Annotated in this window: 20 protein-coding genes and 1 tRNA gene; 10 read left to right on the top strand and 11 right to left on the bottom strand. The window is 35.1% G+C overall.

The window, feature by feature from the left end:
• The first annotated feature begins 22 nt into the window (after window positions 1-22).
• Window positions 23-2,683: a preprotein translocase subunit SecA gene (gene secA / locus NHG98_RS04500; RefSeq protein WP_096616704.1), complete on the top strand. Its 2,661-nt coding sequence runs from the start codon at window positions 23-25 to the stop codon at window positions 2,681-2,683.
• A 9-nt stretch (window positions 2,684-2,692) separates the two neighbouring features.
• On the opposite strand, the gene NHG98_RS04495 is transcribed toward secA, so the two are convergent.
• On the bottom strand, window positions 2,693-3,811 hold the full coding sequence (locus NHG98_RS04495) for an ankyrin repeat domain-containing protein (protein ID WP_096616702.1): 1,119 nt from the start codon (window positions 3,809-3,811) through the stop codon (window positions 2,693-2,695).
• Between the two features lie 190 nt (window positions 3,812-4,001).
• Between NHG98_RS04495 and NHG98_RS04490 the strand changes: the two genes are divergently transcribed.
• Window positions 4,002-4,193: a hypothetical protein gene (locus tag NHG98_RS04490; RefSeq protein ID WP_259245325.1), complete on the top strand. Its 192-nt coding sequence runs from the start codon at window positions 4,002-4,004 to the stop codon at window positions 4,191-4,193.
• Window positions 4,194-4,207: 14 nt separating this feature from the next.
• Here the strand turns inward: NHG98_RS04490 and guaA are convergent, their stop codons facing one another.
• Both guaA and NHG98_RS04480 read right to left on the bottom strand, forming a co-directional pair.
• Entirely contained in the window at window positions 4,208-5,770 is a 1,563-nt protein-coding gene (gene guaA / locus NHG98_RS04485; protein WP_096616700.1) for a glutamine-hydrolyzing GMP synthase, read from the bottom strand.
• 111 nt (window positions 5,771-5,881) lie between these two features.
• Entirely contained in the window at window positions 5,882-6,568 is a 687-nt protein-coding gene (locus NHG98_RS04480) for a TerC family protein (protein WP_096616698.1), read from the bottom strand.
• Window positions 6,569-6,909: 341 nt separating this feature from the next.
• Between NHG98_RS04480 and NHG98_RS04475 the strand changes: the two genes are divergently transcribed.
• From NHG98_RS04475 to mutS, 3 genes are all read left to right on the top strand, one after another.
• Window positions 6,910-8,052, top strand: a complete 1,143-nt coding sequence (locus tag NHG98_RS04475; protein WP_096616696.1) for a Fic family protein — start codon at window positions 6,910-6,912, stop codon at window positions 8,050-8,052.
• Window positions 8,053-8,237: 185 nt separating this feature from the next.
• Window positions 8,238-9,101, top strand: a complete 864-nt coding sequence (locus NHG98_RS04470) for an ankyrin repeat domain-containing protein (RefSeq protein WP_259245324.1) — start codon at window positions 8,238-8,240, stop codon at window positions 9,099-9,101.
• A gap of 331 nt (window positions 9,102-9,432) precedes the next feature.
• The gene (mutS, locus tag NHG98_RS04465; RefSeq protein ID WP_096676684.1) at window positions 9,433-11,928 is read left to right on the top strand and encodes a DNA mismatch repair protein MutS; all 2,496 of its coding nucleotides are present in this window, start codon (window positions 9,433-9,435) and stop codon (window positions 11,926-11,928) included.
• 186 nt (window positions 11,929-12,114) lie between these two features.
• Here the strand turns inward: mutS and NHG98_RS04460 are convergent, their stop codons facing one another.
• Together NHG98_RS04460 and NHG98_RS04455 are read right to left on the bottom strand one after the other, a co-directional pair.
• Complete coding sequence (locus NHG98_RS04460; RefSeq protein ID WP_096617206.1) at window positions 12,115-13,287, bottom strand: porin; 1,173 nt, start codon at window positions 13,285-13,287, stop codon at window positions 12,115-12,117.
• Window positions 13,288-13,319: 32 nt separating this feature from the next.
• Entirely contained in the window at window positions 13,320-14,135 is an 816-nt protein-coding gene (locus NHG98_RS04455) for a hypothetical protein (protein WP_096617204.1), read from the bottom strand.
• Window positions 14,136-14,465: 330 nt separating this feature from the next.
• Here NHG98_RS04455 and NHG98_RS04450 point away from each other — a divergent pair.
• The 4 genes from NHG98_RS04450 to NHG98_RS04435 all read left to right on the top strand — a co-directional run bounded on the left by NHG98_RS04450 (window position 14,466) and on the right by NHG98_RS04435 (window position 18,860).
• Window positions 14,466-14,543: transfer RNA gene (locus NHG98_RS04450), tRNA-Arg, on the top strand.
• An 82-nt stretch (window positions 14,544-14,625) separates the two neighbouring features.
• The gene (gene dnaJ / locus NHG98_RS04445) at window positions 14,626-15,744 is read left to right on the top strand and encodes a molecular chaperone DnaJ (protein ID WP_096617202.1); all 1,119 of its coding nucleotides are present in this window, start codon (window positions 14,626-14,628) and stop codon (window positions 15,742-15,744) included.
• A gap of 209 nt (window positions 15,745-15,953) precedes the next feature.
• Window positions 15,954-17,588 (top strand): ribonuclease J, encoded by a 1,635-nt coding sequence (locus tag NHG98_RS04440; RefSeq protein WP_096617200.1) that lies wholly within the window; start codon window positions 15,954-15,956, stop codon window positions 17,586-17,588.
• Window positions 17,589-17,597: 9 nt separating this feature from the next.
• Window positions 17,598-18,860: a Tol-Pal system protein TolB gene (locus tag NHG98_RS04435; protein WP_096617198.1), complete on the top strand. Its 1,263-nt coding sequence runs from the start codon at window positions 17,598-17,600 to the stop codon at window positions 18,858-18,860.
• Here NHG98_RS04435 and NHG98_RS04430 read toward each other — a convergent pair.
• The 5 genes from NHG98_RS04430 to NHG98_RS04410 form a co-directional block, all read right to left on the bottom strand.
• Window positions 18,851-19,066 carry a hypothetical protein gene (locus NHG98_RS04430; RefSeq protein WP_096617196.1) on the bottom strand — a complete coding sequence of 72 codons (216 nt, stop codon included), beginning with the start codon at window positions 19,064-19,066 and terminating at the stop codon, window positions 18,851-18,853. The genes NHG98_RS04435 and NHG98_RS04430 overlap by 10 nt on opposite strands.
• A gap of 72 nt (window positions 19,067-19,138) precedes the next feature.
• Window positions 19,139-19,732, bottom strand: coding sequence for a Maf family nucleotide pyrophosphatase (locus NHG98_RS04425; RefSeq protein WP_096617194.1), 594 nt, complete (start codon window positions 19,730-19,732; stop codon window positions 19,139-19,141).
• Window positions 19,710-19,973, bottom strand: coding sequence for a translation initiation factor IF-1 (gene infA, locus NHG98_RS04420; RefSeq protein WP_096617193.1), 264 nt, complete (start codon window positions 19,971-19,973; stop codon window positions 19,710-19,712). Before infA ends, NHG98_RS04425 begins: the two co-directional genes overlap by 23 nt.
• Window positions 19,974-20,084: 111 nt before the next feature.
• A complete protein-coding gene (locus NHG98_RS04415; protein WP_096617191.1) occupies window positions 20,085-21,911 on the bottom strand; it encodes a hypothetical protein in 1,827 nt (608 codons plus the stop codon).
• Between the two features lie 151 nt (window positions 21,912-22,062).
• A complete protein-coding gene (locus NHG98_RS04410; protein WP_096617210.1) occupies window positions 22,063-23,340 on the bottom strand; it encodes an adenylosuccinate synthase in 1,278 nt (425 codons plus the stop codon).
• A gap of 180 nt (window positions 23,341-23,520) precedes the next feature.
• Here NHG98_RS04410 and NHG98_RS04405 point away from each other — a divergent pair, with 180 nt between their 5' ends.
• Complete coding sequence (locus NHG98_RS04405; RefSeq protein ID WP_096617189.1) at window positions 23,521-25,191, top strand: hypothetical protein; 1,671 nt, start codon at window positions 23,521-23,523, stop codon at window positions 25,189-25,191.
• A 50-nt stretch (window positions 25,192-25,241) separates the two neighbouring features.
• On the opposite strand, the gene ccmC is transcribed toward NHG98_RS04405, so the two are convergent.
• Window positions 25,242-25,952, bottom strand: a complete 711-nt coding sequence (gene ccmC, locus NHG98_RS04400) for a heme ABC transporter permease CcmC (RefSeq protein WP_096617187.1) — start codon at window positions 25,950-25,952, stop codon at window positions 25,242-25,244.
• Window positions 25,953-25,998: the final 46 nt, after the last annotated feature.

Below are 25,998 nucleotides of genomic sequence, written 5' to 3'. Positions count from 1 at the left end.
AAATAAGACGTTACTTAAGTTTATGCTAGATTCTCCGCTAATTTTGACAGCCATTCTTATATTTTTCATTTTTACGTTATCATTCTTTTTTATAAGAAAGATATTTGGGTCAACAAACAAGAAGATAATAAAATCCTTTAGGAAAATTGTTCAGCAAATAAATACATTAGAAACAGAAATGCAGAGCTTATCTGATGAGGAGCTTGCTGGTAAAACTCAAGAATTCAAACGAGAATTGAAAAATGGAAAAACGTTAAATGATCTTCTCGTACCTGCATTTGCAGTTGTGCGCGAAGCCTCTCGACGATTCCTTAATATGAGACATTTTGATGTCCAGCTAATCGGTGGAATGGTGCTTCATAATGGCATGATATCAGAAATGAAAACAGGAGAGGGAAAGACACTCGTTGCAACTTTAGCTGCATACCTTAATTCTTTAGAAGGGAAAGGCGTGCACGTCGTAACTGTTAACGATTATCTTGCAAAACGAGACACAGAGTGGATGAGCAAATTATATAATTCTCTTGGGGTTTCTGTTGCGTTTATCACGAATAACTTGACAGACGAAGAGAGAAAAGAGGCTTACAGTGCAGATATCGTGTATTCCACAAATAACGAGCTTGCCTTTGATTACCTGCGAGACAATATGAAATTTTCTCAAGAAGACATGGTTCAGAGAGGATTTCACTACGGAATAGTTGATGAAGTAGACTCAATACTCATTGATGAAGCTCGCACTCCGCTTATTATTTCTGGCCCGGTTGAGGAAAACAATCAGATATATAAGCATATCAATAAAATAGTAACCAAATTAGTTGACTCCGATTATGAAGTAGATGAAAAAGGTAGAACGGTATTCTTGACTGAAGATGGTATTTCACGAGTAGAAGAACTACTCAGGTCATACAATCTCATTCCTGAAAATTCCTCGCTCTATGATACTGACAGCATGATAATGACTCATTATATAGACCAAGCATTACGTGCACATAAGCTGTTTACTGCTGATAAAGATTATATAGTAAAGGATGGCAAGGTAGTGATTATTGATGAATTTACTGGGCGTATGATGGAGGGCAGGAGATATTCCGATGGTCTTCATCAGGCACTTGAAGCGAAGGAGAATCTTGAAATTCAGCATGAAAACCAAACTTTAGCATCGGTCACATTTCAGAATTACTTTCGTATGTATAATAAACTTTCCGGAATGACTGGAACAGCAGCAACAGAGGCAGAAGAGTTTCGTGATATATACAGACTAAATGTAGTAAAAATTCCAACTAATGTACCTGTAAAAAGAATAGACATCGATGATGAGATTTATGGCACAGGAAAAGAAAAATTTAATGCTGTGTTGAAGTTTATAGAAGAATGCCACAAGCGCCTTCAACCAGTCCTTGTTGGCACGGTAAGCATCGAAAACTCTGAGAAGCTTTCTGCGCTTTTGCAAAGCCATTCTCTTAAGCATTCAGTATTGAATGCTCGTTATCATGAACAAGAGGCGTACATAATAGCACAAGCTGGAGTGCCAGGTAGTATCACTATAGCAACTAACATGGCAGGACGTGGAACTGATATTCAACTTGGTGGAAACGCTGAAATGATCGCAAAGGTAGAGCTAAAGAAGATAAAAAATGCTGATGAAAGAGAAAAAAAATACCAAGAAATAGTCGAAAGAGTAAAAAAAGATAAGGAAATTGCTATAAAAGCTGGTGGTTTATGCGTGGTTGGAACCGAAAGACATGAAAGCAGGAGAATAGATGATCAATTACGCGGCCGTTCTGGTCGTCAGGGGGATCCTGGACTTTCTAAGTTCTTTTTATCGCTTGAAGATGACCTAATGAGAATATTTGGTTCTGATAGAATGAGAAGCTTTTTACAAAAAGTAGGGTTAAAGAATAACGAAGCTATTCATCATCCATGGATCAATAAGGCACTTGAGAAGGCGCAGAAGAAAGTTGAAGCTAGAAATTATGATGTGCGGAAGTCTTTGCTTAAGTTTGATGACGTAATCAACAACCAACGTAAAGTTATTTTTAAGCAGAGAAACAATATCTTAGGCAACGAAATTAATGATTTACTTGAAGTATATAGCGAAGTAAATGAGAGCATAGTAGAAGGTATAATCCAAAGTGGTTATTATGAGGATTATATTGAAGATATAGTCAAAGAATTCCATACAAGGTATGGAATAACGCTTGATAAAGAAGATTTAGCAAAGTTTTTAAACAAACAAGAAGCTTTGAATTATATAAATGATAAGATACAAGAATTTTTTACTGAGAAAGAAAAATATTTCAACAGTCAGCACACTACAGATTTGTGGAATACGATCGTGAAGCAAATGATGATAATGGCACTTGATCATTTATGGAGGGAACACCTTTCAGTTCTAGAGAGCCTAAGACAAAGCATAAGCTTACGTGCCATGGGGCAGAAAGATCCACTGAATGAATTTAAACGCGAAGCTTTCTTGATGTTTGAGTCAATGCTTGAAAAATGGAAGGAACTCACCATTCACCGCCTAGCGCACTTTAAGTTGGCAGACAACCAAGAGATAGGCAATAGGTTACATTCTACTAGAAATAGCAGACTTCCCAAAGTCTCAAGAAACGACAAATGCCCTTGCAACTCAGGAAAAAAATACAAACACTGCCACGGTGCGGTTACTGTGGTGAACTAAAAATTATGGTTATACAGTTTGTTTATTTCCATCAACATTACTGCAGCTAACCTCACTTAGCTTACTGTTTAATGAATGCTCTGATGACTTATACGCAACCCCATAGGAAATTCCACCAACGATCAGTGCAGATGCCACAGTAATTCCAACTATTGCTAGTGCAGGTAATGCAGTGGCATAGGCAAGTACTAGTGGAACTACAACAGCAGATATAACACCCACAGTAATTCCTGCTGTCATAGCTTTAGGTCTATGGATGCATGATGGATCTGCACCATAATTTAGTAGAAGTTTTGCTACTTTTGGATGTTGATAATTTAGTCTTGGATATTCACCATGAGTGTAATAAACAGCATAATATAAAGGAGTCCTTCCGTCTTTATCTTGTACATCAACACCTGCCCCTCCTTTTAATAGAGCCTCTGCTATTTGTGTATACCCGTTCTCAGCAGTATAATGCAAAGGAGTTTTTCCATCTTTACCTTGTAGATTAACATCTGCTCCTTTTTCTAGCAAAACTTCTACTACTTGTGTGTGCCCATGTCCGGCAGCATAATGCAAAGGAGTTCTTCCTTTTTTATCTCGCGCATTAACATCTGTCCTTCCTTCTTTTAGTAGGATTTCCACCATTTGTACATATCCACACTCAGCAGTATGATGCAAAGGAGTAAATCCACATCCATTTTGTACATTAGTAGCTCCTGCCCTTAACAGAAGCCTTACCATTTCTATCTTATTCCCAAGGTGAACAGCATAATCTAAGGGAGTGAATCCCTTTCGGTCCTGCATGCTAACGTCTGCTTTTTCTGCAAGTAAGATTTCCGCTACTTGTGTATGTCCGTGCTGAGCAGCACAATGCAAAGGAAAGCCGTCATTAATATCAAAACCATTTGCCACCAAATGCTCTGCTAATTTTGCACAATTAAATTTAGCTGCGAATTGTAGTAAATCACCACATGGAAATTTCTTTAGATCAAAATTATTTTTTTCCCACCGTTTAAGAAATTTTTCTATAGTTCCTAAATTTCTTTCATTGGACTTAGCCTCTATTTCAGCTTTTATTTTATCGGCTATATTATCCTTGTTCAGACCTTGGCTACAATTGATTGCTACTAGTATTTCCTGCATTTTTTTCTCCAAGATATAAAATTTTATTATGGCATATGAAGTGGATTATGTCAATGAAAACCTAAGAAACTGGTTCTTCTTTTTTTCTATAGCTTTGTTTACCTAAAATTTGAAAAACAACAAATTCGTCATTCCGCCGCGAACCGTCATACCGCTGCAGTATCTCTAGATCCCGCTAACACGTAGCGGGATGACGAGTTACTTAACATCATACCGTGATTTATTCACAGTATCTCAACCGCTAACAAAGCGGGATGACATCAATCCTACGTCATACCGTGATTTATTCACGGTATCTCAACCGCTAACAAAGCGGGATGACATCAATCCTACGTCATACCGTGATTTATTCATGGTATCTCTAGATCCCGCTGCGGTATGACTAGACTTTTTGATTTACTCCCACTCAATGGTTGCTGGTGGTTTAGAAGTTAAGTCATAGACAACTCTATTTACTCCAGAAACGTTATTAACAATTATACTGCCAACATTCTGTAAAAAGTCCCAAAACACTAGCGAATGCTGATCCTTATCCTCAAATGGAAATGCATCAGCCGTCATACCATCGGACGATGTTACAGCCCTTAAAGCACAAACATATCCGTATGTACGACCATCTCCCATGACGCCTACAGTTTTTATTGGTAATAATACAGCAAAAGCTTGCCATATCTTATCGTATAGATCGTAATTTTTCATCGTATTAATATATATTTCATCTACTTCTTGCAATATTCGCACCTTTTCTTCATCGACTTCACTTATAATCCTCACTGCAAGTCCGGGTCCAGGAAATGGATGTTGAAATATTATCTCGTCTGAAAGCCCAATTTCTTTTCCAAGTAGCCTTACCTCATCTTTAAAGAGGTAGCGTAAAGGCTCTACTAGCTTCAGGTTCATCTTTTCTGGCAACCCACCAACATTATGGTGTGACTTAATTGTACTAGTGTTGTCTGAGGCATGCCCTGATTCAACTACATCAGAGTAGATGGTACCTTGCATCAAAAAATCCACACCACCTATTTTTTTTGCTTCTTCTTCAAACACTTCAATGAAAGCGTTACCGATAATTTTTCGCTTTTCTTCTGGATCAGTTATCCCCTTCAACCTACTCAAAAATAAATTTGATTTATCAACGTAGTTTATCGGAATCTCTTTTAACATAGTAATGGTCTGGTTCTTGCGTAACAACCCAGTATCGATAAAAATACAGTTCAATTGTTTTCCTATAGCTTTATGTGTGAGAGCCGCTGCAACACTTGAATCAACCCCACCACTTACTGCAGCGATTACTTTTTTCTCTCCTACTACATTTTTGATTTTTTCCTTCTGCTTTTCAATAAACGATTTTATTGTCCAGTCTCTCTCGCAATTTGTAATATCCAAGAAGTTAGAGAGCAATTTACTGCCATTTGTTGTAGGCTTAACTTCAGGATGGAACTGAGTACAGTAAATCTTCCGCTGTTCGTTAACAATCATTGCAATTGTTTGATTTATCACACCTGATGCGATAACAGTAAATCCCTGTGGTATAGTATCAACACTGTCCGCATGGTTCATTAATACATCCACTTCAGAATTAACATCCCAGGTATCCTTTATAATGGGGGATTCTTTTAGTATCTTGATTTTAGTTCTGCCAAACTCCTGTTTGAAACTCTCTTTTACTTTTGCTCCAAAATAATGACAAATGAGTTGCTGTCCATAGCATATTCCAAGTATAGGAACGTTTGTTGCCTTATTAAGTTTTATAATTTCATCTACTACTCTACTTGTTTCAGAACAATCATCATTTACAGATTGTGGTCCTCCAGAGAGAATAAACCCATTGAATTTTGATATTGTTTCAAAACTGATGTTGCTTGGAAATATTTCGCAATACACACCCATTTCTCTGACTTGTCTTGCGATAAGCTGTGTAAACTGTGAACCAAAATCAATAATGGCAATTGCTGACAATTTTCTCCTCCATATTATTTAAAAGTGATATCTGATAATAAAGAAAATAAAGAAGTAAGTAAACTGTAGCTAAAGTGACTTAGGTTTACCTACAATTTGAAAAACAACACACTACGTTTTCTTTATTTTGCTTATAACTTCCACAAGCAGTGCAAACATAAATGAAGAATACAAATATCCTTTTGGTAATTCTATATGAAATCCATGAAGTATGAGGTACACACCGACAAGTAAAACAAATAAGATAGCAATTACTTTTAAACCTGGATTAGATTTGATTAACTGGGCGGTATAACTTGATAAAAACAGCATTGCTAGCATGGAAAATGTAAACGCTGTGGCAATTATTATCATGTTATAAGTTAGTGCTATAGCAGTTAATATCGAATCAACTGAAAAAACTAAATCTATTAATATAATTTGTAGCACAACTAAAAAAAATTTTGATTTAACGTTTGCTTTCTTTTTATTTTTCTTACATACAAAGATGTCATCTCGTAACTCCATAGAGCTTTTAACAATAAGGAATAATCCCCCTGCAATCATAAGTAAATCCCTTGCTGAAATATTTAGCGATGCAGTGTGAAATATAGGTTTTTGCATTGACAATATAGATGATGTAAAAAATAGTATTACAAAACGCATTATTAGCGCTAATCCAAGGCCCATAAGGCGCACTCTTTCTCTCAGCACATTTGGTACCTTATCTATTGCTAGAGAAATAAAGATTAAATTGTCTACACTAAGTATAGTTTCAAGTAGTGTAAGTGTCAGTAAAGTCCAAGCATCAGCTAGCATTTTTGTCCCAAATTCAGCTCTTCTTACTCTACAATAGATGTGTAAAAATTAAGTGACTTTACTCAGAAGTTTTATAGCAGCTCTCCAGAAAAACAGGATATATAAAGTTCAGCAGCTTCTTCTATTTTCGTTTTTGAGTAAAATCAATAATAAGAGAGTTTCTTATTTTCATACACGCAAATAAGATAAAGCCTTATTTGCGTTTTTGACTTTATTTGAAAATAATACATATACTATGAACATTGTGTGCTGGGTTGAATGATAAGATAAAGCCTTATTTTCATTTTTGACTTTATTTGAAAATAATATATACTGTAAAAATAGTGTGCTGGGTTGAATGAATGGATATTAAAGAATCACCTCCGGGTAAAGTTGTTAGAGCATTCGCTGGTTATCAGGCATTTCCCTTGCCACCAAAATTTGAATGGGACAATGATTTAGTTAATAGTCTTTCCAGAGCAGATCGTATTTTGGGTATGTTATCCAGGGAAGGAGCTAAATTGCCTAACCCTCATCTTCTCATGCGACCCTTTATAGTACGTGAAGCAGTTCTTTCAAGTAGAATCGAGGGAACTCAAGCAACTCTTGGTGAAATTTTGGCTCAAGAAGCAGGTGCTAATGTAGATCGCAATCCCGATGATTTACAAGAAGTACGCAATTATATATCAGCGCTTGATTATGGCCTAAAACGTTTACAATCTCTTCCGCTATCGCTCCGATTAATTAAGGAAATTCACGGGAGGCTGATGCAAAGTGCAAGGCCAGGGGAATTTCGTCTAGTACAAAACTGGATTGGAAGGCCAGGGTGTACAATAAATACGGCAAAATATGTCCCGCCAGCACCAAATGAATTGATAAGTTGCTTGCGCTCTTTTGAAAAGTTTCTACATGATAGAACATTACCCCCACTTATACATATAGCTCTATGTCATTATCAATTTGAAGCGATTCACCCATTCTTGAACGGTAATGGACGTATTGGACGTTTATTAATAACATTACTTCTGATCGAAAGAAAATTATTACCATCACCTCTGTTATACTTAAGTGCATTTTTTGAAGCTACAAGAAGTGAGTATTATGACCAACTTTACAATATAAGCAACAGAGGCACGTGGCATGATTGGTTCTCTTATTTCTTAAATGGTGTAGTACTGCAATCATTGGATGCATTGTCAAGAGCAGAACGAATTAACATTTTGATTGCAAATTGGCAAACTGAAGTTAGTTCTAAAACTGAAGGAGTTGCGAGTGGTATTGTAAGGTATCTCGCTGTAAACCCTTACTTTACTATAAGGAAAGTAGTTGAAAACTTAGGTGTCGTATTTACAACAGCCCAAAGAGCAATCGTAAAGCTTGAAGACTTAGGCATCGTTTCACAAACTTCTCAAGGAAAGAGAGATCGGGTTTTTTGTGCAACTGATATTTTGAATATTCTAGAAGAACCAACTAAGATTACAGAGAACTTCGATAGCACATTATAGCTATTGTGATGAATAAATTCAGCAAACAGCAAGCTCAAAGAGTCTGATCCAATGGACATGCTGAACAAAAAGTAAGGAGCTCCTTTTGGAGGATTATATTAACTTATTAATCAATTGCTTGACTTTTAGCAGGATTTATTATATTATTTATTAATGAGCAATGCAATCAAACCAAGGAGGATAGCATGACTGGTGACGATAACAGAAAAACTTTACAATCGATAATTACTGGCAAAAATAACAGTATAAATATAATTGAGAAGTTAAAAGATTTTCTTGGAAAAAACAAAGAAATAACTATTAATAAAGACACATTTGCATGTGCTTTACGATGCCCAAAAACTACAAAGGAAGCGATAGTACACAAAATTCTGCTTCATTTTATACAAAATCCTGGCGAGCAATCACTAGAACAAGTAATACAATACTTAGATGAAGCAATAAAACCTAGGATATATGCAAAAAACAACCCAGTAAGAAATCTAGATGAGGAACTTCGTACTCATATAAACTTTAAAGATGAAAAGGGAAATACATTACTACATCATGCAGTTATAGGTAATAAAACTGAAGAAATAATCACCCTTCTTGTTACATATAGTGCAAATCCTTTGATACAAAACGCGGATAATAAAATTCCTTTAGATTTAGCTCAAGGAAAAACAAAAGAAGTGCTTATTAAAAGTATGAAAAAACAAGCTCATACGAAAAAAGAAAGCGCTATGATAGGCAGTTTAGTGCCTGGCATGATAATTGGTGGTTTTCTTAGTGTTGTACTTGGAGCTGGTGTGTGTGTTGCAGTAAGTCTTTCTGGTGGTATGATACTAGGTGTAATGATAGCACTTGTTCTTGTTGCTAGTATAGCTGTTGGACTGGCCATGTATTTTTTGAGTCAAGACTATGAACAGGCTAAAGCGATAGAAAAAACTGTTAGCACTGTTAGTTCTGAAATATCTGTTGATGGTGCAACAAAGCCGGATGACACCCTCCTGATGGGCCAAAATCACAATGTTCGTACAGCTATGCGCGGTATAGATTCCGCTAACTAGTAGCGGAATGAAGGTTTTTCAAATTGTTGGTAAATCTAGGTCAGCTTAGCTACAGAAAAAGCTATAGTATTTTTCAAACTAAATAATAAACTTTGTAATTAGGATATTCTGGATTCCAGCGTCACGGGCTGGAATGACAATTGCATTTTTTGCTTTTTTGTCATCGAATACTCCTACTCTTTATATCATCCAAGTGTCCTGACTACTTGGATCCAGGAAATTTAATTGTTTTAAATTTTGCTCAACGTCCTTCTATACACCTATTTAAATTTTATGTATGTGTAATATAATCTATAATAACGTTTATCAATACAATATATTAAAAAATATTATGAGCTTTATGAAAGAAAGAAACACCCCTGTGATGGAACAATATTTGAACCTGAAAGCTCAATACAAGGATCATCTGCTATTTTATAGGCTAGGAGATTTTTATGAGTTGTTTTTCGATGATGCTATTAAAGCTGCGAAATTGCTGAATATAGTGCTAACCAAGAGGGGCAATTCAAATGGGCAAGAAATACCAATGTGTGGAGTGCCAGCACACAGTAGCGAATCTTACCTACACAAGCTAATAGATTTAGGATTCAAAGTAGCAATCTGTGACCAATTAGAAACTGCTGATGAAGCAAAAAAAAGGGGCTATAAATCCATAGTAAAACGTGATGTAGTACGAGTTGTAACTCCAGGTACAATTATAGAAGATTCGCTACTGGAGGATAAAAGCAATAATTATCTCGCGTCCATAGTTGAACAAAATGACGAATATGCTATTAGTTGGCTTGAATTATCAACGGGAAAATTTTTTCACACTTTAACGAATTTGAAAGCTCTAGATAGTGATTTATTGCGTATATCACCAAGAGAATTATTAATTTCTGAAAAATTCATTGAGGACGAAAAAATTAGATCGATTTTAAAAAATTATAAAATATCAATTACACAACACGCCCAGAGTTTTTTTGAGTATAGTAAATCTCACAGAACGTTATGCGAGTTTTATAAAATCAGGGAACTTGGGAGTATAGGAAATTTCAGCAAAGTAGAAATCATAGCGTGCGGTGCACTGCTTGAATATGTCAGAGTAACACAAAGGGGCTCCATTCCAAGGCTTGAATTCCCAAAAACCTATAAGCAACAAAATTTCATGCTTATTGATGCTTCAGCAAGGAGAAATCTTGAGTTGTTTACAACTCAATTTGGTGAAAAGAAAGGTTCACTAATTTCAGTTATTGATCACACAGTTACAGCCTCTGGTGGACGCCTGCTCAAACAAATACTCGCTTCACCACTTGCTTGCTCCAAGGCAATCAATTTGAGGCTCAGCACCACTCAATTTTTTGTAAATAATCATGAGCCACGCAGAAAAATACGAGAGATATTATCTAACATTCCGGATATTGAGAGGTCTTTATCGCGCTTAATACTAGGGCGTGGTTCACCAAAGGATATGAATCTATTAAAAATAGGCCTAGGAAAAACTTTAGAGTTATCTGAGTTCTTATGTAAAATTGAATCAGGTGAAAATGGATCTCTCCCACAACAATATGTCATCCAAACTGGAATCCAGCCAGCGTCACGCGCTGGAATGACAGTAAAATCAGACGAGAGTGAACTAAGCACAATACATAAAAGTCTTGGTAATCATAAAGATCTATTCGAGCTTCTAAACAGCGCTATACTTGATAACAACCTCAGTTCTGTAAAAGAAGGAGGATTTATCAATCCAAAATACAACTCAGAATTATCTGAGTTATCTTATATATTGAACAACAGTAACAAGTTGGTAACCAAGCTCCGTGAGTCTTATCGCGACCTAACTGGCATTGCCGCACTCAAAATATTACACAACAATATACTTGGTTATTACGTTGAAGTGTCAGCAAATCACAAAATAACTTCGGACATATTTATTCATAGGCAAAGCTTAGCAAATAGCATGCGCTACACTACTAATGAATTGGAAGAACTAGAAAATAAAATTCTTACGGCACGTGATGCTGCAATCGGCTTAGAAGTGAAAATTTTTAGTGAACTGTGTAGTGAAGTCGCTAAAGAATCTGAAAAAATTGCTCTTGCTGCAAATGCTTTGGCAAAACTTGATATTAGAGCCACGTTTGCGGAGCTTGCAGTGCAAAATAATTACGTAAAACCCATTATCGATAACACTAAAGAGTTCAATATTCGCAATGGAAGACATCCAGTGGTTGAAGTTAACGATAAATTCATTGCAAATAGCATCAATTTAGCTGGTATACATCTAATTACTGGGCCTAATATGGCTGGAAAAAGCACTTTCTTGAGGCAAAACGCTCTCATTGCAGTTTTAGCTCACATGGGGTCATTTGTGCCAGCAGAGAGTGCGCATATTGGAGTGATTGACAAGATATTTAGTAGGGTTGGTGCAACAGATAATATAACAGCTGGTTATTCTACCTTCATGGTAGAGATGATCGAAACAGCAACGATAGTAAATCAGGCAACAGATCGTTCCTTGGTGATACTTGATGAAATTGGTAGGGGCACAGGAGTGTATGATGGATTATCTATTGCACAGGCAGTGATTGAACATATTCACAATGTAAATAAGTGCCGCGCCATTTTTGCAACTCATTATCATGAATTAACTGAAGTAAGCAAATACTTGAAGAACGTGAAATGTTTTTGTGTAAAAATAAGAGAGTGGAACGGAGAGGTTATCTTTCTACATGAAGTAATTGAAGGCATTGCAGATGAGTCATATGGAATACATGTAGCAAAACTTGCTGGTTTTCCTGATTCTGTTTTAAATAGAGCAAGTGAAGTATTTGAGGAGCTAAAGGCTTAAGAGGAAATTCTGACCTTACCCAGAAAAAATGGAGAGAACCCTATGATATTATTTTTTGTAACATTGTTATACACGTCATGATAAGGGGGCTGGCAAAATATGTCAAGTAAGTTTTTCGTTTCTATGTTACCCGCTACTTGGATGACAGAAAAGAGTGCTGGGATGACAGGAGACAATGTAACCTCATTAAAAACTTAATTTCAGTCCAGTCAAGAGCACATAACCAGAGTTGCTATTTTCTACTTCAGGCTCTTTGGTACTAAATTTTACAATATCGAAATAGTATGAAGTGCCCATAAAAAATGGATATTCAAGGCTTAAAGCATATGATATTAACTCGTTTGTACCTTTGCTTGCAATGTTCCTACCACTATTGAAATATGTTAAACTCAATTTGCGAGAATCAGAGTGGTAAGCGATACCTGCATTCATATAATACGTATTATTTATTCCAGGATTACGCTTCTCGCCTGATTTACCACCATTACCATATGAAAAAATGCAATCAAGATCGAACAATTTTAGCTTCAAACCAAAATTCCAGTGCAGTAATTGATTATGACATCCATAACCTTCAGGAGTTCCATCTAAGCAACCAGTTAAATTTTCTCTTGCAAATTCACCAGTTAAGGCAGTAGTAAAATTTATATCGTCTGATAGGCCATTTTTATAGGAAAGGCCAGCAGCAATTAGATTGCTATATTGTAAGTTATTTTTTCCTGGGACATAACTGAACCCGAGTTGAAAGTTATAGATTTCAGGGGAGATGTAGTTAATTGATGGTTGTTTTAACCCTAGTTCGAGTCCATTATAATCGCTATAAATATTGGGCTTGACCCAGAACACCTTGTCTTTATCATATCCAGGGTCATTATCTCTGTTTTTGTTACCATGCAAATTTGCATAATTTGTCCAATGACCATTTACTCCTCCAGCAGCTGCATAAATTTTTGAAGTGTTAATTAACATGCTCTGACTAACTAAACTTCTTTTACCATATTCAATTGATCCAAGCACCTGATTTTTAATGATGAAATACCATTCCTCCATGTCTAACTTTTCTATGTCTAACGCTTTTAGGTTTGCAATACCAGAAACTCCTGCCTTAACATTAAACCCCATTTGAGTATTTGGATAAACTTGCTGTAAATAAAGAAAGCGCAAGTATGAATAACTTGAAGTTTTATCCTTAGCATTAGCACTGAAAGAATCTCTGTTGAAGGCGTAGCCGAATCTCAAATCTATTTTTCCGTCTAGTTCTACATAAAATATTTCCTTATCCAAAATTGTTCTAGAGCTAGCACTACTCTGCAAAAATAATGATGAAAGCAGTGCTACCAGGTAGTGCCTTAACTTCATAAATAAACTCAATATAAATAAAAAACAACTTTTCAGAAGGTGCCGCTGGTAGATTTTGCTGCCCGTTTTTGAGCTATATTCCCATAAATTATTGATACACTTGGTAATTTTCGCTTTAATAACTGCTTATTAATGGCAGAATGTATACGATTAATTATTTTAGACGTACTTTTTACATCGCAGTTAATCAAAACAAAAAGCACTTTATTCTCATCAATATACCCTAGAAAATCATCACTACGGCAATTTTTATAAAAATGTTCTATGATAACTTTCAGTGCATCATTTATCTCACTACAGCTACTATTTAAGCCAATCACTCCTATAGCTGCATTAATTTGATGTTGAAAGGCAAAATTTAATATAACGTATAACTCTAGAATAGTAGACTCATTGTTTGGTATATCAAATAAGTTATGGTTTTTATATTTTTTACCCATTAGATATTCATCTCTAAAGATTCCTAATTTATGAGACAAGCTGATATCACGTATCAATAGCTCATAATTTATTTTATTACTAGCAAATTGTGTAGTGCGGAAAACTTTTACTTTTGTCTTTATATCTTCTCCTTTAGCATCAGTTAAGGAAAAATCTATCACTTTAGGTAATACGTCAAGTAAATCGTGTCCATTTTCGGTATACTCCAAATAATTCTTCATGTCGTCAGCTGCTCTTGCACTTAAAATATTGATTAACGGCTTATTAAGTAAATTCCCTTCCTCGTATTTTAACAAATTCCTTGCGGTTTGATTAAGCCCTAAAATTAATACGTTTTTTTTCTTATTATCCTGACAAACAGATACCACAGCATCATCTTTCCTTCTTGCAGTTATGAAATCATCCATACTTTCATTCTATACAGCATATTTATAAGTATAATAAGATTATATTAAAATTTGCTTACTTATTAATATGCTTGATTAGATATAGATAAAATGCCATACGGGATGGCTTTGTTAGCTATTTTAGGTGGTAATAAATGGATAAGTCAAGCAAAATTACATTTGTAACTTTGCTTGACTTATCCGTTTTTTTTGAGCTTGACCATAAAATGATTCTTAAGAAAACAAATGCAATTTTTTGCAGGTTTCACGTATGATAAAAATTAACAGTTTTATTTTTAGCCAAATTAATTGAATCAAGCTACAAAACCTGCTAAAGTTAACTTTATGAAAGCACCCTTAGCTCAGTTGGATTAGAGCATTTGACTACGGATCAAAAGGTCGGGCGTTCAAGTCGCTCAGGGTGCACCACATTTTATAGGAAACAGAAGTCACACTTGAAATTAATATATGCAATACCTATCTTTAAAGTTTAAACACTAAACTATTATATATGAGCAAAAAAGACTACTATGATCTGCTGGAAGTAGGAAGAAATGCCAGTACTGATGAGATAAAAAAAGCGTATAAAAAATTAGCGTTAAAATATCATCCTGATAGAAATCCTGGCAATCAAGAAGCAGAGGAAAAATTTAAAGAAGCAACAGGTGCATATGAAGTTCTATCTGACTCTGAGAAAAGGGCAAGCTATGACCGTTATGGCCACGAAGGTGCTTCTGGTGGGTTTCAAGGCTTTAGCTCTGCAGGAGATTTTAGCGACATATTCAATGACTTCTTTGGTGGAGGATTCGGTGGTGGTGCAAGTAGATCAAGAGCAAAGAGGAGCACAACAGGAGTGTCTGGAGCAGACCTACGTTATGATCTTGAAATTACCTTAGAAGATGCATTTAAAGGAATACAAGCGCCTATACATTATGTGACAAATGTAAAATGTGATACATGCCAAGGCACAGGTAGCGAAGGAGCAATTAAACCAGTTCAGTGCCCCACATGCCAGGGAAGCGGTAGGATTAGAACTCAGCAAGGCTTTTTTACCATCGAAAGAACATGTACTACATGCTATGGGGAAGGAGAAGTAATACAAAATAAATGTAAGAAATGTGGTGGAAGTGGACGTAGAAGAGATGAAGTAAATATATCCGTTTCAATTCCAAAAGGCATAGAAGAAGGAGCTAAGGTAAGGATAAGTGGTAAAGGAGAAGCTGGAACAAGAGGTGGAAAAAGTGGAGATTTATACGTATACGTGAAAATAATTTCCCATAAAATCTTTGCTAGAAATAAAGCAGATTTACACTGTAAAATGCCTATAAGAATGACACTAGCAGTGCTTGGTGGCGAAATCGATGTCCAATCAATTGATGGAGCTAAAATAAAAGTAAAGGTCCCTGAAGGCACTCAAACTGGTACCAAATTACGTTGTAGAGAAAAGGGTATGCCATATATGAACTCACATGTTCGTGGTGATTTATATGTACAGGTAATAGTTGAGACTTTAAATCCAAAAAATTTAACTAAAAAGCAAATTGAACTATTAAAAGCACTTGAAGAAGAGGAAAATGCAAGTGTACAACAGCAATCTGAAGGGTTTTTTAGTAAAGTAAAAAAAAAATAAGAAATCTGCTAAATGACATGAAGGAGTAACTGTTTACACTTAATCCTACAATTCTTTGACCTTATTAATGAAAAACTTAACAATAGTGTTGATATCAACATTATTAGTCAACAGAAACTTCTTAGTTCCTTAAAACTATGTAAAAGCAATAAATTTCTTTATTTAAGGTCGAAGTTTTGCTATTCTCAGGTTTTAATAATTTAAATTTAATGAATATAAACAAAAATGAGTTTTTATTTCTTCCGCTTGGGGGAGTAGGAAGAATCGGGATGAATGTTAGCCTATATCATTATCAAGGTAAGTGGATTATGATCGACCTTGGTGTTGGTTTTGCAGATGAAACTATGCCAGGTGTTGAGCTGCTCATTGCTGATGTAGATTTTATTGCTCAAAGGAAAAAAGATTTGCTTGGAATAATAATTACACATGCACATGAGGACCACTGCGGTGCAGTGCCCCACTTGTGGGAAGAGTTGCAGTGCCCCATATATACAACAAAGTTTACGGTTAATTTTCTTAAGGAGAAACTAAAGGAGTTTCGATTAGAAGGTACAGTACCTGTGAAAGAGGTGGACATAAATGGCAGCACAAATTTGGGTCCTTTTACCGTCGAGTTTATAAATATAACTCATTCAATTCCTGAGGCAAATTCAATATTAATTAGCACTGAAATGGGTAGTGCACTCCATACCGGAGACTGGAAATTTGATCCAAAACCTGTTGTTGGATTAACTTCTAATATAGAGCGTCTAAAAGAAATTGGCGATAAAGGTGACCTGCTTGCAGCAATTTGCGATTCAACCAATATATTAAGCAAGCATTACCCTGAGTCAGAAGGTGAAATTTATAATAATATTTATAACATAATAAAGCGGTCTAAAAAATTAGTTGCTGTATCGCTATTTGCTTCAAATGTGGCACGAATTGAAACGATAAGCCAAGCTGCAAAAGCACTAAATAGAAAAGTAGTTTTACTTGGTAGATCTTTATGGAGAATCGTAAAAGTTGCACAAGATAGTGGGTATTTAACCGATTCTCCTCAGTTTCTTGAAGCAAAGGAAGCAGTAAATTTTCCAAGGGAAAAACTGGTGCTACTTTGCACAGGTTGTCAAGGTGAGCCACTGGCAGCAACTTCAAGGCTTGCTAATAAGAGTCATCAAGCATTTAAAATGCAGCAAGGTGATACCATGATCTTTTCGTCAAAAATCATTCCTGGAAATGAAATTCGTGCGCACAACATGCTCAATGCCTTTATTGAGATGGGGGTAGAAGTTGTTACTGAAAAAACAGAGCATGTTCATGCTTCTGGGCATCCAACAAGAGAAGAGTTAAAGGAAATGTATTCTTTAATAAAACCGAAGATGTCTATTCCAGTTCACGGCGAATATATTCACACGCATGCACATGTAAAATTTGCTAAAGAGTGCGGTGTGGCAAAAGCAATAATGGTTGCACCAGGTGATATTGTTAATTTGGAGAACGGAGAAAAAGTTGATTCAATCAGTGTTGACTACTTTGGTATTGATGGTATGCTGCTACGTCATCCGGAGAGCAGTGTTATAAAAATGCGTAAAAGAATGAGAGATGCCGGAGTTATTGTGGTAACAGCAGTTGTAAACAAGAAAAATAAATTGCTTACTAAACCGAAAGTATTTGTACCTGGTGTTTTTGAAGTGCTAGAAGATGCAGCTATTATACAGAAAATTGTCAAGAAAGTTGAGTCGTTGTTTGGTTTGCAGCCAACAAAAAAAATTAAAAATAAGATTGAAAGTTCAATATTGATTATCTTAAAGGAATATTCACTAAAAAGACCTATAATTGAAGTCCAGATAGAACAGGTATGAAATGAAAGAATGAAGTTATTCGTTCAATTAATATTGCTTGTTTCGTTATTTATTCCTTATTTTACAAAAGCTGCTTTATATGTTGATATAAAAAAAAGCAGTGTTGGTAACATTGGTCTTGTTGTATCTAAATGTACATGTAAAACAGCGCTGGAAAGCGAATTAAGCGAAAATATTGCAAAGGTAATAGGAACAGATTTATCTAATTGTGGCTTATTTAATGTAAAACGTGGCGCGGAAGCTGAATTTAAATCTTGGAAAAGCGATACTGTAGTCACAGTAAGTTTAAGCGAAGTATCTGGTAGTGCATTAGAGCTATCATTTCGTTTATTTGACACTTTTACAAAAAGAGAATTACTTACTCAGTCAGTTGTTTTTCTGGCAAAAGACTGGAGAAAAATTGGTCACCTCGTTTCGGATGTGATACATGATAGACTGATTGGTGAGAAAGGGCACTTCAACACAAAAATCACGTATATTGCTGAAGAAAAAGATAGCAATTATAAATCCGTACGTAAAATTGCTGTGATGAATCAAGATGGAAGTAATATAAAATACTTAACAAATGGCGATAGATTTGTGTCAACACCGAGATTCTCACCAAATGGAAAGGGTATTGTTTATATCTCATACGCAAATGGTAAAAGTTATATAGTATTAAAAAATTTAAAAGACCACACTGAATCAATAATCAGCGCATTTGAAGGAGTTATTTCTGCACCAAGATTTTCTCCTAATGGTAAATCTCTTTTAATTTCCCACTCATTGGGTGGTGAAACGAATATATTATCTTTGGATTTAAGTAGTAAACGAACAAAAAAAATTACTAAAGGTTCAGCTATAAGCACTTCTCCCTCCTTCTCTCCAGATCAAAAATATATGGTTTTTAGTTCTGATATAAGTGGAAGTCAGCAACTATACGTTATCGATTTCACTAACAAAAGTAAAAAACCTAAGAGAATTAGTTTTGGAAGTGGAAGATATGCTACGCCTGTTTGGTCGCCAAAAGGAGATCTGATAGCTTTCACAAAGATTCAGTCAGGAAAATTTTACATAGGAGTTATGAAGCCAGATGGCAAAGAAGAACGTCTACTTTCAGAAGGGCATAAAATTGAATCTCCGGCATGGCTACCAAATGGTAGAGAAATCATTTTCACAAGAACAGAATCACCAAGCAACTCTAAACTATATTTAGTAGACTTAGTAAAGAAAAATCAAAAAATGGTTTCCACTCCCACAAATGCTTCTTTACCGGATTGGTCTTATTCTTGAACTACTGAGCTGCATGCTCCACAGCATTGATTTATTGCCACATTAACAAGATATCCCGCTACACCACCTACTATAGTACCAGCGATTCCTGATAACACAACAGTTGCAATTACTCCAATAGCAGCAATTTCAGGTATAATCCCATTGATAGGTATGCGGTTTACAACTACTTCAGTGACGAAAAAAAACAGATTTGTTGGGCACATTTGTTAAGGAAAGGCTATCTACCCACTTTAAATGGTGCTATATTGGGCCTTAACTTGACGCATATGGTTTATTTAACACCCCCGGTTAAAATAATTACTTAGCAAACAATAGGTTTCATGTAATGGTAACCCTATAACGGAAAAGTAGGAGCCGCGTAAGAACAATACGAACATCCCAGCTAGGCCTTGTATATTGCATCCCCCTGCCCTATTTTTCCACTCTTCTGATGCTAAATAATACTTAATTTCTTGTTCACTGAGACGTTTAAATTTCACTATCGTAACCACAGTTCTAATATGTTGTTTAGATTGATCGGGAGTTAATAGACACACACTAGTATATACTCTATGCCTTCTTCCTGATAACAAGCGGATGCATTTTTCTGCTTGCTCAACGTTTTCAGCTTTAAGCAATATCCTTCTACCACACGCAACAACTGTATCAACACCAAGCACAAAGTAATTTGGATTTGAACTTTGTATTTTCTCAGCTTTACTCTTTGCCATACGGATTGAGTAATCCTTCGGAAGTTCCTTTTTCAAAGGAGTTTCGTCTATATCTGCTGACAAAATCAAGCCTGGTTTAATATTGATTTGTTTTAGTAAAGCTATACGCCTTTTCGATGATGAAGCAAGAATAAGATTATTTAGAGATCGTTCTGTCACTTGTACCTTTAAGCCTTCTAATGATCCGACCTTTTTTCGCATTCCTATCGTAAATGCTCATCTCAACTAACACCCTATCCCCTATAATGATGCGTATTTTACTTCTTCTCACTTTCCATGACACATGACAGATAATCTCATGTTCATTATCCAGTTTCACTCTAAATTCTGCTGCAGGTAGTAAAGCAGTTACTGCCCCTTCCACTTCAAAAATTGTTTTCGATTTCTCGTCTTTTATCATATGTTATATTATAATTTAATAATCTTTTTCAGTCTACTATAGATTTTAAATTATTATCAACACAAAAGACCTTTTGCACCCACTTAAGTTGCTACTTAACCCCAACCATCTTCACAATAATGCCTTACCTACGTTTCTACTCTCTGCCACCTTCTCAACAGAACTTATAGAACTTATGTTTGAAGATAAATCATCATCACAATTTTCCTTATCGCTACCATATCCACCATCAAAGCTTAAAGATCTGCGTAATGTTGTTTTTTCTTTCAGTGGAACACAAGACTCATTATCAAGCTCATTAGAAACGCCCTCTTTTAGGATATAAAATTGATCGTTGAGGCTCCTTTGTCCATCAGCACGAATTTCTTCTTTTAGTCCATTAAGCATTTCTATAATGTCATCATTATTGCATGCATTATCTTTAGTGAGTTCAAGTGTAAGCATCATATCTTCTGGAAATTCTTCATACTTGTTTTCTGACTCTTCAATGTCGAACTTTAGTATCTCTTCTTCAAGTTCATCTTTCAAATTGCTACCCCGCCTCTCTAACCTTACAATTGCTTGATTAGTTTCTGCTTCTATTTCTTGCTTCAATTCAACGTTTTCTTCGGACAGCATCTGATTATTTAAAATCAATTCATCCATTTGTTGTGAATTAATTTCTGTCTGAGTTGCAATCTGTTGTAATTTAACTTTTGTTTGAGTTGATGCATTGCTATTAATAGAAGGAGGAAGGCTATTGTCAGCATCAACTTTATGATCTAACTTTTCCTCTGGTTCCTTATTTTGATAGGCCACTATAGATTCATTATGAAAATTAATAGGTACAACATCAGCAGCTTTACCCTTTTCTAGTGATTTCATTACAGCATTATACAAGGAGAGACCTTGAATATATAATTCATCGTTTTGCTTTATTAATTCTAGGATCTCCTCCGATGAAACAAAATCTTCACCATTAAATTTTAGTACTTCAGTTATGCGATCGCTACTCACATTCATAATCATGGTACAAATTGAAACATTCCCGAACTCATCCTTTATAGGCCAAGTGCTTGTCATTTCATAACATGCGCCTTCTTTAAATTCATAATATCTTTTCTTATCTTCTTGATAAGCGTATATTTCATGTTTTTTATTGCAATAGATATTCAATTTTTTAATATCTTTCTCTTGCTGTAAAATGTCACTAATTCTTGTTGGCTCACTTCTATTGTAATTAATAAAGTTAACATTCAAAACTCTATGAGCGTTATCAGTTTCTGTGTAATAAGCTTGAAGCTCTACGTCTTTCCTCTCAAAATATTTACTTGCAGTTTTTTTTCCCTGCTCTGCCAACTCTATGCATTTATCTATATCTTCCTTAAAGCTCTTATTAGCAGACTCTGTTACTGCTTTATCTATGTACGTTTGTTTAAAATCTCTATCGTTTATTAGGTCATAAAAACTCCACCCATCCCCAAAAGCCCCCTGCACGCAAGTGAAATTCTTTTTTTCCTTTAGTTTTCTTAAGAACCACACCTTTTCTTTCAGATTTTTCAGTTGAAAGCTTATCCTTGCCTTTACACTAGAGTTTTTGGCAGGAATATTCATTTCTTCTAATTCTTTAAATAATTTATTATCTTTTATAATTGAGTAGCAAAACTTTACAATAGCAGAATTTGCAAACAAAGGATCTTTTTTTATACCTTCATCAAGAATTTCTTTAAAATGTGCAAATTGAGGTAGAACATAAAAATCGATTATTTCTTTTTCTGATCCCGTTTTATTAGCATAAGAGATATCACCTAATTGTGAATATAACTCTTTCAATGTATGGTAGATAAGCGTAGAGTAATAAACTTCCCTATTCAGTGAAGTTGGTCCTATACAAAAATGCTTTTCAAATTGATCACCTGCCTCTGCTGCTTTGTCTCCCTTAGTCAAACCTGCAATCATAATATACCCCTTATAACTATATTTATATTATAACATACATTTAAGAAAAATCACACTGCTCACTGTATGTTTACACTGCTACTTTGTATAATAGATTGCTTGAATTCACACAAGTATCTTTCTTTATTGGATAAAAGTTAACAAGACGTTTTCATATATTTTTAAGCTTAATAACATCTTCCCTATTTGGACTAGTTGAAATTAGATGAATTGGTACGCCTATTAATTTTTCTAACCTGTCTATATATTTTATTAAATTAGTAGGCAATGCTTTAATCAACCTTTTACCTTGAGTGTTTTCTTTCCAGCCAGGAAATTCTTCATACACTGGCTCTAGTTCTTCTTGTATTGAATGTGATGCAGGTAAATAATCATACATTTTCCCGCTGTACTTGTAACCAATGCATATTTTAATTGTATCAAAAGAATCAAGCACATCTAATTTGGTTAATACAATACTTGAAACTCCAGAGAGTTGCACAGCCTGGCGGACTAAAGCTGCATCAAACCATCCACAGCGCCTTCTTCTATTGCTCACTGTTCCAAGTTCCTTGCCTATAGAAAATAAGCTGTCTCCAATCTCGTTCTTTTGCTCAGTAGGAAATGGACCATTGCCCACTCTTGTTGTATAAGCTTTTACCACACCAATAATGTGAGCATTGGAGGATAATCCTGAGCCTGTTATTGCTTGCGATGCTACGGTATTACTTGAAGTAACAAAAGGGTAAGTTCCGTGGTCGATATCTAAAAATGCGCCTTGGGCACCTTCAAATATTATTTTCTTACCTTCTTTCATCAAGTCATTTAATATCTTCCATACAGGTTTTTTATATGGAAGAATTTTTTCTGAAATCTCTTGAATTTCCTTTAATATTTCTTCTTTTTTAACCACCTGGTAGTTAAGGCCTTTTCTGATAGCATTGTGGTAATTCAGAAGAGTATCTACTCTTTTGTTGAGCTCATCTACGTTTTCTAAGTCACAAAGGCGTATAGCTCTCCTGCCAACTTTATCTTCATAACATGGCCCTATCCCTTTGTTTGTTGTACCAATTTTGTGATTTCCGTTTAAATCTTCAAATAGCTTTTCCTTGTCCTTATGTACGCTAAGTATTAATGGACAGCTCTCGGATACCATCAAGTTGTTATAGTTTATGTCCACTCCTTTAACTTTCAATGACTCTATTTCTGAGACTAGAGCATGCGAATCAAGAGCAACACCGTTTCCTATAATAGATATTTTGCCCGTTCTCAAAACAGCAGAGGGCAGTAAATTTAATTTATAAACCTCATCATCTATTACTATAGTGTGCCCTGCATTATTTCCTCCCTGAAATCTCACAACTACATCTGCATTCTCAGAAAGATAATCTACTATTTTACCCTTGCCTTCGTCACCCCATTGCAGACCAATAATTACAATGTTATTCATCATTATTTTCTAAATTAATACATAAATATTAATGCAGTACGCTACAAATGAAAAGAGAAATCTACGCCTTTCCCACACCTCTTAAATAAAGAAATATACTGTCGATTTTCTTAATATATTACCAAATTATTCATCATTATATGATATAACTTACAGCATATTTACAGTAAGGTGTTATTTATGAAAGAGACAAAAGGAAAAAATAATAAGAGTCCAGTAGTTAGATTAAAGGCCACAGCTAAAGAGTTCAATTTTAGTAAATTAAGAGCAGATCAAGATAATAAATTAGCGAATTCCGGTGAAACAATGTTCTTAGATTTTCAAAGGATGAATTTTATTATTAACGGAAAAGAAATAGATAAAAATCTTATTATTGCATTTAAGGAAGGAGCTAAGCACCGCAAAAGCGAACTTTTTAATAGTGATGATATATATAATGACGAAATATTTAACAAAAAAGGAATAAGAGAAATAGATACGGATCATGGCAAAGCTTTTGTTGCTTCAGTACTCGAAGATATTGAGAAAGAGCTTGTAAGTAATGCATTGGGTGAGCTATGGAAAAATCACTGTGAAAATCTCACAACTGCCAATCATCAAAAAACCGATTCATATAAGAAAGAATTTGAAGAATTTTACAATGCTGGCCACGGGTATATCCATCTATTACCTACAGAGAGAGATAAAAACAAGGATTACCGTTCCTTTGCAAAAGAAGTTTTCAAAAAAATGTTCAGATACGCTGGGGCAGAAGTTCCAAGTAATGCTATTTTAGAAGAGCTAGTTACCAATTGTAATCAAGCAGGGTATGAGGCTGCTCCATTTATACAAACCCAACTTGCACTTGGACAGTCATTCATAGTAGAAAATCCTAAAAAAGTAATCAATATTGATTGTGCTAACCAAAATAATGTAAGAATTAGATCTGACATGAGGCTACCAATACTCTCTGTTAAAAATCAAGTTATGCATGGTGATAAGATATGTGATCTGTCTAACTCATTAGAATTTACACTTGAGTCTCAAGATGGTGAAGACCTTGTAAAATATCGAGATGGTAAATTATCACTCACTATTCCTGAAGAGTTAAAAAATTATAAAGATAATGGCAAGAGCTTGTTTGACATTATTAAAGAATATTTTCAGAAATTCTGTGCAAAATTAGGATTTAAACCTGAGACAAAAATACAAATAGAGCATGGCTTCGGTACTCAAAGTAACTATTTAGATGGTACAATATCTACTACAGGATCGGATGTAAATGAAGAGTTTATTAATCTTTTAAGCGAAAATCTCAGAGAGAGGTTATTGGGGTCGGGAGTTGCTTTAGGAAATGAAGATGTTGATGGTATTGTTGAAGTCAGAGTATCTACAGTTATGGATCTATTGAGTGATTATGCTAAATTGGAAGATAATAAAGAAAACAGAGAGTTATTAATAAGTGAAGTAGCAGATAATTTAGGGCTTTCCTTTCAAGGTAAAATAGCATCAGAAGTATTGAAAGAGTTTGATGATGAAATGTTAATGCATACAGAAGGTATAGATAATAACATAGGTCAACATATAATGGAATTAGGCTCTTTACCTTCTTTGATAAAAGGTCAGGTTAATCATAATCAAGTGCAGTCTGTTGTAAATACTTTTATTAAGTTAATTATTGAAGGGAAAAGCGAAGTATACAAAGAAAAAAATGCAATTAATGCAATTGATGCAATTCATCAGAAGATAGATAAGGCAATTGTTGAGCAAGAAAAAAGAGCAACCAACAAACAAGATATAGAAAATGATAAATGGACAGATAGAATCAAAAAACAGAAATTATCTGTGGAATCACATGAACATTTACTTTAAAAATACTGGTAGGCTCTCTAGCATACTCTTCTATAGAGTTGCAAGACTATCTAATACCGCACACTAATTTCTCTCTTTATCTTATATAAATTAATTAAGTAAAGCGAATACAGTATCCACACTACTAAAAAAAATGTGATACAAAACATAAACATTACAATGAGTGGCAACAGCAAAGAACTTTCTATTGCTACTCCACCTCTTCTTAGAATACTTGCTGGCTGGTGGAGAGTAGACCATAAATTTACGGAAAATTTTACTATAGGAATATTTATAGCACTAAAAATAGCAAATACTGCTGCTGATTTTTCTGCCCTCGCTTCATTATCAAAAGCGCTCCACAATGAAAGGTAGCCAACATATAGGAAAAATAAAATTAGCATTGAAGTAAGCCTTGCATCCCATACCCACCAAGTGCCCCAGGTTCCTTTTCCCCAGATGCTACCTGTGATTAAGCATATTGCAGAAAAGACTGTCCCTGCAGGAGCAGCAGCATGCGCTAAAACACCAGCAATGCTATTGCTCCATACCAACGAAATGAAACTGAGTAATGCAATTAATCCATATATTCCAAGTGCAAGCCATGCAGAAGGCACATGAATGTACATAATTCGTACAATTTCTCCTTGTTTATAATCTTCTGGGGAGAAGAATAACGCCAAAGACATTCCAATTAAAAAACATGCGAAACAAATAATCCCAATCCAAGGTAGTGCTTTTTTAGAAAAAGAAGTGAAATTTGTAGGCTTTAATAAAAACATTCGTTTTGAGAATAATTGTGTTAAGAATTTATCAATTAGTTTGAGT

The organism is Wolbachia endosymbiont of Aedes albopictus (genome assembly GCF_024804185.1).
Lineage (GTDB): Bacteria > Pseudomonadota > Alphaproteobacteria > Rickettsiales > Anaplasmataceae > Wolbachia > Wolbachia pipientis_B.
The sequence above is the reverse complement of the archived record's forward strand: the minus strand, read 5'-3'. Positions and strand labels throughout refer to the sequence as shown.